The sequence below is a fragment of the Geobacter argillaceus genome, assembly GCF_007830735.1.
Lineage (GTDB): Bacteria > Desulfobacterota > Desulfuromonadia > Geobacterales > DSM-12255 > Geomobilibacter > Geomobilibacter argillaceus.
In genome coordinates, this window is sequence record NZ_VLLN01000001.1 from 317,550 (window position 1) to 326,232 (window position 8,683).

The window sequence follows — 8,683 nt, forward strand, 5'->3', positions numbered from 1 at the left end:
TATTTCAGAAAGGAGTAACAAATCATGGCGCAAGAGTACGACTGGTCAGCAATCGCCAGAAACCCGAAGTTCGTCGAACTTCACAGGAAGAAATCCGTTTTCCTCTTTGGCTGGTGGATCTTTTCAACGGTCTACTATTTCCTTCTTCCGATCGGTGCGGCTTACACACCAAGCCTCTTCAAGATCAAGGTCATCGGTGTTCTAAACTTCGGGTATATCTTTGCCCTTTCACAGTTCGTAGTTTCCTGGGCTCTGGCCCATTACTATGCCCATGTGGCCAATAGGGATTTCGATCGTCTGACACGAGAACTGGTGGACGAACTCAGGTAACGGAGGTCACATGGAAGAAGAATTCGAGCGAGAAGAACGGTTGTCGTACGACCCCTTCACCAGATCCGATGCCTTTGGTCATCTGGGCAATTTTCTTCTGAAGGTATCCCGGGCGTTTGCTCTTTGCGGAGGGCTGATTTTCTTGGCGCTGGTCGTCATGCAGTTGGTTTCCGTTGTCGGCCGCAAGCTGTTCAGCTTTGCAGTACCCGGAGACGTGGAGATGTTGCAGATGTGCGCCGCCATCGCCCTCTCGAGTTTTTTTGCCTACTGCCACCTGATTCGTGGCGACATAAAGGTCGATTTCTTCACCCACAACCTGTCACCCAACAAGGTTGCGTTTCTTGATGCCATCGGTTCACTGGCGATTGGACTGTTCGGAGCGTTGATCGCCTGGAGGACGGCCGCAGGGGCTCTGTCCGTCAAGGAGGTTGGTGAAACATCCCCGATTCTCGCATGGCCTGTCTGGATTCCCCAGATGCTGATGGTTCCCGGTTTTGTTCTCCTGGCCGTTGCCGGTTTCTACATGTGTGCCCATCAGCTTCGCCTGGCCTTCTGGAAGTCTTTGTGAGAAATGCCTAGACGGTTCCATGACGTCAAAGAGCCCCTTGTTATGTATCGAAAGGTACCTAAAAGTAATTCATCCACGAGAAGTTGCTATCTTCCATGGGAGGTTTAAATGAAAAAGTTGTTCATAGGTTTCGTACTAGCCATCATTATGGGTTCTGTCGCACTTGCTGCCGATCAGGCCAATGGAGTATCTGCATCAAATTCAGTATCAGGTTCCGGTCCTCCTGCCGTTGCCGTTCCATCAACCCCGACACCAACCCAGGCCGCAACTCCCTCAACAGCGCCGCTCACCAAAAAGAGGGAACTGAAAGCTGACAAGGCCATCACCCTGACAATGTTTGCCGTCATCATCGGCATCACCATGTGCGTTGTCGTCTGGGCCGCCAAACAGACAAAAACCGCAGCCGATTTTTACGCTGCCGGCGGCGGCATCACCGGCACCCAGAATGGCTGGGCAATTGCCGGCGACTACATGTCGGCAGCCTCTTTTCTGGGGATTTCCGGCCTTATCTCACTTTACGGTTATGATGGGTTCATGTACTCCGTCGGGTGGCTGGTGGCCTACATCACGGTACTCCTGATCATCGCCGAGCCCTGTCGAAACGCCGGCAAGTATACGTTGGGCGATATCCTTTCCTTCAGGACCAATCCCAAACCGGTCCGCGCCGTAGCCGCCATCTCCACCGTGGCCGTTTCCACCTTCTATCTGACAGCCCAGATGGTCGGCGCCGGCAAGCTGATGGCACTCCTGGTTGGCGTCCCCTATAAGACCTCAATCATTGGCGTTGGCATACTAATGGTCGGTTACGTCGTTTTCGGCGGCATGACCGCCACCACCTGGGTCCAGATCATCAAGGCCGGCCTGCTCATGTCCGGAGCCTTCCTGCTCTCCGTATTGGTCATGGCCAAGGCAAATTTCAACCCGATCGGCTTTTTCTCCGATATCGTCAACAACCCCTATATTCAGGACCATGTCTCCAAAATGGTGCTGAAGGACGGAATCACGCTGGCCGGTACTGATGCCGGTCAACGCTTCCTAGAACCTGGCTTGTTTCTCAAGAAACCGCTCGACCAGATTTCCCTCGGCATGGCCCTGGTGCTTGGTACCGCCGGCATGCCGCACATCCTGATGCGCTTCTTTACCGTGCCTACCGCCCAGGCTGCCCGTAAGTCGGTCATCATCGCCATGTGGATCATCGGCGCTTTCTATGTCCTGACCACCCTGCTTGGATTCGGTGCCGCCATTCACCTTACTCCGCAAGGTATCATTTCGGTTGACAAGGGAGGCAACATGGCCACCCTGCTACTTGCCCAACAGATGGGTGCCGATATTTCCCCGATCATCGGCGATATCTTTCTGGCCTTTCTCTGCTCTGTTGCCTTTGCCACCATCCTGGCGGTCGTTTCCGGTCTGGTCCTTGCTGCTTCCGCGGCCATTGCCCACGACATCTACGTCAACGTGATCAAGGACGGTCACGCCGATCAGCACGAGCAGGTCATGGCTGCCCGCATTACCTCTCTGGTAGTTGGGGCTATCGGCATTGTCATCGGAATCATGGCCGAGAAAGCCAACGTTGCCCATCTGGTGGCACTGGCCTTCGCCGTTGCCTCTTCCGGAAACCTGCCGGTCGTCTTCCTGTCACTGTTCTGGAAGAAATTCAACACCGCCGGCGTCATCTCTGGCCTGGTGGTCGGCACCATCGTCTCGATCGCGCTAGTGATGGTTTCTCCCAACATGACCTATCCCAAAGTTGTAGCGTCCGGCGCCCAGAAAACCATAGAGGCCCTGGAGAAGAAGCAGGCCGCATTGCCGCCGGGAACCATGCTTGAGGAGAGTGACACAAAGGCCCTTGTTAAAGCCAAGGAAGATTACGAGAAGAACAAGGATGGCAAATCCATGATGGGTCTCGACAAGCCACTCTTCGGCCTCAAGAACCCCGGAATTGTTTCTATTCCGATTGGCTTTCTGGCCGCGATCTTAGGCTGCCTCGCCTTCCCGAGCCGCAAGTCGGAGGAGATGTGGGACGAGATCTATGTCCGCCAGAATACCGGTATCGGCATGGCCAAGGCCATCGATCACTGATTTTCTCCGCCAGAGAGTGCAATGATATGGGGGAGGGCGATGCCCCCCCCTTTTTTATTTAGTCAGTCTCAATACGTCCATCTGCCACGTCCAGTCCGCTTGCATCTCATAACTTGACGAACGAGCTTTATATACTTTATAGTTTGTATTAAGATATAATTTGTGTAGCAAAATAATATGCCGTGTCGTGTTCACACCTTAAAAAATGGGTTTTTCGTACTGCCAGTAAATCAAGGGAGTTCGAGGAAGCGCGCTTCATTACGACCTGGAAGACCCGATGATTAAAACCGCCAAGTGGTAAATGAATCATCTCCGTGCGGAAATTTCCTTGAAGGATTACGGCTGATAACAACCATGCGGGGTACCAACTCTGGTTTGCACGTCTGAGCCTCCAGTTACATCTGTGTATGGTCAGCCAGATAGCAGTCGTAAAGGGATAGACATATGAAGAGTTCCCTTGACCTTGCATTGATCGGCAACTGCCAGATCGGTGCTTTGATTGATCCTGTGGCAGAAATTGTCTGGTACTGCTTGCCTCGCTTTGATGGAGACCCCGTGTTTTGCTCTTTGTTGCAGGAGCATGAAACCAGTTCAGGCAATGGGTATTGTACGATCGAATTGATCGACCAGATCAAGGATGAACAGAACTATCTGCCCAACTCCGCAGTTCTCGTAACACGGCTGACCGACACCAATGGATCGGTTGTGGAGATCACTGATTTCGCGCCCCGTTTTAGGCTGCACGGGCGGATGTTCACTCCGATGATGCTGGTGAGACAGATTCGCCGAGTTCACGGAAGCCCTAGGATCTGCCTCCGTGTTCGCCCGACCCATGATTATGGTCGAAATCAATGCGACATCACATACGGCAGCCACCATATCCGCTATGTGTCTCCCGACTGGGTCCTGCGACTGACTACGGATGCATCCATTACAACGATTGCCCAGGAGCTGCCATTTATCCTCGAAGAGGAGCTGACGCTCGTTTTCGGTCCCGACGAGACAATTGCGGAGGCAATTCACGAACTGGCACGCAGATTCAAGCATGAAACCCTTGCCTATTGGCATGAATGGGTCCGCGATCTGGGGGTCCCTTTCGAATGGCAGGATGAAGTGATTCGTGCCGCCATTACCCTGAAGCTCAATACTTTTGATGATACCGGCGCCATTGTGGCCGCAATGACCACATCGATCCCGGAGGCGCCAAACTCCGGCAGGAACTGGGACTATCGATACTGCTGGCTTCGTGATGCCTATTTCGTTGTCAATGCCCTGAACCGACTCGGCACAACTAACACCATGGAGAGATACCTCAGGTATCTGGTCAACCTGGTGGCCGGCACCAATGGCGGGCGCCTGCAACCGGTCTACGGCATAGACGGCATGGACCGGTTGGAGGAGCGGGAAATAGAGACGCTTGCCGGATACCGAGGGATGGGGCCGGTAAGGGTGGGAAATCAGGCTTATGAGCAGACCCAGCATGACGTGTATGGCTCGGCAATTCTGGCGGTTACCCATGTCTTCTTCGACCGGCGCCTGATGCACAGGGGAGATGCTGCTCTCTTTCATCGGCTTGAGCCGCTTGGAGAGACCGCCATTCAGGTGCACGACCAACCGGATGCAGGCCTGTGGGAGTTACGTGGCAGCAAGCGGGTTCACACATTCTCCAGCATCATGTGCTGGGCTGCCTGTGATCGTCTGTCAAAGATCGCTGACCGCCTCGGTCTTACGGAACGAGTCATCTACTGGAGCACCCAGGCTGAACGGATTCACGCCACCGTCTGTGACCGGGCATGGAATGACAAGAATAAAGCCTTCACCGCAGCCTTTGAGGGAGACTCACTTGATGCAAGCCTGCTGTTGTTGCATGACGTCGGCTTCCTTACCGCTGACGACCCCCGGTTTGCATCAACCGTCGCGGCTATTGAGCGGGAATTGCGACAAGGGGACTATATTTTCCGCTACGTCGAAAAAGACGATTTCGGCGCCCCAGAAAACGCGTTTATCGTCTGCACCTACTGGTACATCTATGCCCTTGTGGCCCTAGGCCGTAGCGACGAAGCCAGGGTGCTGTTCAAGAACCTGCTGGCGCGGCATAACCGCCACGGTCTCATTGCCGAACATCTCGACATCCGTTCGGGAGAACAGTGGGGCAATTTTGTGCAGACTTACAGCATGGTCGGCCTGATCAATGCCGCCATCCGTCTCAGTAAACGCTGGGATGCCGCTTTCTAGAGAGGTGCTCCAGAATGATCACTATGAGATCTCTTCGCTTGTCACTGCGTTTCATCATACCCCTGGTCATCGCGCTGACACTGCTTGCCTATGGAGTTGTACCGCTGGTTGACAAGCTTACCCTCCGCTGGTCTGTCCGGGACATGGATATCCGCTCCCGGCTGATTGCCAACACCCTCCATGATCCTCTGGCTGAACTTCTCCAACAGGGGAACAAAACCAAGATCAACTCCCTTCTGCTTCGGGCCATCCAGGACGAGCGATTACTGGCCTTGGGGTACTGTGGTGGCGATGGCAAGCTGCTCTATCGGACATCAACCTTTCCGGAATCACTCGGCTGCTCCTCGGCAGTATCACAAGATAAGGCGACAGGACCGCTTCATATGCTCCCGCAAGGGGCTGTTCACGTGGCAACGTACCCCATGGATTTAGAAGGGGGACGCAGCGGCTCCCTAGTCCTCGTCCACGACATGAGCTTTGTCGCGAGGCGCAGCGCAGATACCCGCAAATATGTCATCATGTTCTTTACGCTGCTTGGGATTGTCGTCTCCGTCATCACCGTATTCGTCGCCCACTTGAGCTGGCGTGGATGGATCGATGGCGTACGGGCCATGCTGCGCGGAGAGGGAATACTCAGACCATTTTCCCAGCCGGCAGTGGCTCCTGAATTACAACCGCTCGTTGGTGACCTGCGGACACTCCTGCGGGCACTCGACACAGAACGCCGCTTTGCCGATGACGCCACCATCACCTGGAGTCCCGACTCCCTTCGCAAACTGCTCCATAAACAGCTCACTGGCGAGCGAATCATCGTTGTTTCCAACCGGGAACCGTATATTCATATCAGAAAAGACGAACGGATAGAGGTCCATCGGCCCGCCAGTGGTCTGGTGACTGCCGTCGAACCGGTCATGCGTGCCTGCTCCGGCACCTGGATTGCCCACGGCAGCGGCTCTGCGGACCGGGAAACCGTGGATCGGTACGACAGGGCACAGGTCCCCCCTGAACATCCTGAATACACGCTTCGGCGAATTTGGCTCACCAAGGCAGAAGAAAGCGGATATTACTACGGCTTCGCCAACGAGGGGCTATGGCCCCTCTGCCATATTGCCCACGTTCGCCCTATCTTTCGCTCCAGTGATTGGCAACAGTATGTGGCCATCAACCAGCGCTTTGCCGATGCGGTGGTCAAAGAGGCTGACAGTGACGATCCTGTGGTGCTGGTACAGGACTACCACTTTGCACTTTTGCCAGGGATGATCCGCAGGTCGCTTCCCAAGGCGACCATCATTACGTTCTGGCATATTCCATGGCCCAACCCTGAGTCCTTCGGCATCTGCCCCTGGCGTGAAGAACTCCTGAAAGGGATGCTCGGCAGCACGATTCTCGGTTTCCATACCCCCTTCCACTGCAAGAATTTTCTCGAAACCGTTGACCGCTACTTGGAAACGCGCATAGAGCATGAATCGTCGACTATCTCCCGTCGCGGTACGCTGACAATGGTGGAAAGCTACCCGATTTCAATCCAGTGGCCACCCCCCTGGCAGGATACGCAAGCGCCCGTCGAGCAGTGTCGCGCAGACGTGCGTAAAGAGCTGGGACTCCCGTCGAACCACAAAATCGGGCTCGGAGTTGACCGTCAGGACTATACTAAAGGAATTCTCGAGAGGTTCCGTGCCGTAGAAAAGCTGCTTGAACTGCACCCTGAGCTGGTCGAACGGTTTACCTTTATCCAGATTGCTGCGCCGACCCGCTCGGCCCTTGATGATTACCAGGCTTTTGAAGCACAGGTCCGAAATTTGGCCATACACATCAACCAGCGGTTCTCGAGCGGAACCTGGCAGCCGATCTGCCTCAAGGCGGAGCACCACGAGCCTGAAGAGGTAAACCGATACTATCGGGCGGCGGATGTCTGCATGGTGACCAGCCTCCACGACGGGATGAACCTGGTGGCAAAGGAGTTTGTTGCTTCCCGTGACGATGAGCAGGGGGTGCTCGTCCTGAGTCAGTTCACCGGTGCGGCCCACGAACTGCACGAAGCACTTATCGTAAACCCCTACCATATCGAACAGACCGCCGAGGCCCTTTATCGGGCGCTCATCATGCCTGACTTGGAGCAACGGGAGCGCATGCTCAGCATGCGGGCACTGGTGAGAGACTTCAATGTATACCGTTGGGCCGGCAGGATGCTCCTTGACGCTGCACGCGTGCGCCAGCGGGAGAAGCTGGCAACCAGAATCGGAGGAGAATCGTAATGTCATCGTATTTGTTCAACTCTGAAGGACTTGTCGCTCTTGCTCGTTATGTAACTCCTGACACGTTGTTCGCCTTCGACCTGGACGGCACGCTTGCTCCCATAGTTGAAGATTACAAAGCTGCGCGGGTTGCCGACCCGACCCGAATCACCCTGGCACGGCTTATCGAACTCGTGAAAGTTGCCGTGATCACCGGAAGGTCGAGGGAAGACGCCCTGGCGATCCTTGGTTTTGAGCCGCACCTGCTCGTTGGCAATCATGGGGCCGAATGGCCATCTCAAGATAGCAAGCGAAACTGGCAGTTCGCCAGGCATTGCCTCAAATGGAGGGACCGGCTATTCGACATGCTTTTCAATGAGCAGGGCATAGAGATCGAGTTCAAGGGGGAGTCACTGTCGCTACATTACCGATATGCAACCGACCGTGAGAATGCGCTCAAGCGAATCAATGCAGCCATCGAACAACTGGCGCCTAGGCCCAAAAAAATTGGCGGCAAACTTGTGGTCAACCTGGTTCCCATGGAAGCATTCACCAAAGGGGAAGCACTTATCTCAGCAATGGAACTTTTCGGCTCAACAAGGGCGATCTATTTTGGAGACGACGAGACGGACGAAGAAGTCTTTCTATTGAGGGCTATAGATGTATTTGGCATTCATATTGGGAAGAACGATCAAACGGTTGCACCCTATTATCTAAGTGGCCAGTCGGAGGTGCTGGGGCTGCTCAATTCGATGGTTGGTATACTTGAAACCTGCTGCAATGTGGGGAAAACAGGGTGATCCTGGCAGGCGCCCATTTTCTCACATCCTGGTTCTGTGGCGGTACACTCGATTTGGCGTCATTATATTGATTTCTTTTACCTTTTTGTTAAAGTCACAGGTGCTGGCATTTCGATTTCGCCGCTCTATACTAGACATAATGTCTGTCAGTAGAAAGTAAGCGACCTGCCCCTTGCAAACGTGGGTTATGTTGGGAATGGGAATTCACCACACAGAGCCACAACCAAGGAGGCAGGTCATGAAGAAGAATACCATATTTGTCGGGCTTGATGTTCACAAAGACTCCATCGATGTCGCACTGGCTGATGTCGGCCGTGACGGTGATGTCCGGTTCTACGGCACGATCGGTGGCGACCTGGATTCGCTGCACAAGGTTGTTCGCAAGTTGCAAAGCACGGGCGCTGAACTTCGCTTTGCCTATGAATCAGGCCCCT

Annotated in this window: 6 protein-coding genes and 1 pseudogene; all 7 read left to right on the forward strand. The window is 54.3% G+C overall.

The window, feature by feature from the left end:
- The first annotated feature begins 24 nt into the window (after positions 1–24).
- Positions 25–330, forward strand: coding sequence for a DUF485 domain-containing protein (locus tag JN12_RS01445; protein WP_407925365.1), 306 nt, complete (start codon positions 25–27; stop codon positions 328–330).
- A 10-nt stretch (positions 331–340) separates the two neighbouring features.
- Positions 341–898, forward strand: a complete 558-nt coding sequence (locus JN12_RS01450; protein WP_145017336.1) for a TRAP transporter small permease — start codon at positions 341–343, stop codon at positions 896–898.
- A 108-nt stretch (positions 899–1,006) separates the two neighbouring features.
- Positions 1,007–2,980 (forward strand): solute symporter family protein, encoded by a 1,974-nt coding sequence (locus tag JN12_RS01455; RefSeq protein ID WP_145017338.1) that lies wholly within the window; start codon positions 1,007–1,009, stop codon positions 2,978–2,980.
- Between the two features lie 444 nt (positions 2,981–3,424).
- Positions 3,425–5,215, forward strand: coding sequence for a glycoside hydrolase family 15 protein (locus JN12_RS01460; protein ID WP_145017340.1), 1,791 nt, complete (start codon positions 3,425–3,427; stop codon positions 5,213–5,215).
- A 14-nt stretch (positions 5,216–5,229) separates the two neighbouring features.
- The gene (locus tag JN12_RS01465; RefSeq protein WP_145017342.1) at positions 5,230–7,470 is read left to right on the forward strand and encodes an alpha,alpha-trehalose-phosphate synthase (UDP-forming); all 2,241 of its coding nucleotides are present in this window, start codon (positions 5,230–5,232) and stop codon (positions 7,468–7,470) included.
- The gene (gene otsB, locus JN12_RS01470) at positions 7,470–8,249 is read left to right on the forward strand and encodes a trehalose-phosphatase (protein ID WP_145017344.1); all 780 of its coding nucleotides are present in this window, start codon (positions 7,470–7,472) and stop codon (positions 8,247–8,249) included. Before JN12_RS01465 ends, otsB begins: the two co-directional genes overlap by 1 nt.
- Positions 8,250–8,487: 238 nt before the next feature.
- Positions 8,488–8,683 (forward strand): annotated as a pseudogene (locus tag JN12_RS01475) (IS110 family transposase); the annotation flags it as partial.

Bases quoted from the DNA above. Each gene is read 5' to 3' on its own strand.
- JN12_RS01455 (WP_145017338.1), top strand. From the start codon at position 1,007: ATGAAAAAGTTGTTCATAGGTTTCGTACTAGCCATCATTATGGGTTCT.
- JN12_RS01460 (WP_145017340.1), top strand. From the start codon at position 3,425: ATGAAGAGTTCCCTTGACCTTGCATTGATCGGCAACTGCCAGATCGGT.
- otsB (WP_145017344.1), top strand. From the start codon at position 7,470: ATGTCATCGTATTTGTTCAACTCTGAAGGACTTGTCGCTCTTGCTCGT.
- JN12_RS01445 (WP_407925365.1), top strand. From the start codon at position 25: ATGGCGCAAGAGTACGACTGGTCAGCAATCGCCAGAAACCCGAAGTTC.
- JN12_RS01465 (WP_145017342.1), top strand. From the start codon at position 5,230: ATGATCACTATGAGATCTCTTCGCTTGTCACTGCGTTTCATCATACCC.
- JN12_RS01450 (WP_145017336.1), top strand. From the start codon at position 341: ATGGAAGAAGAATTCGAGCGAGAAGAACGGTTGTCGTACGACCCCTTC.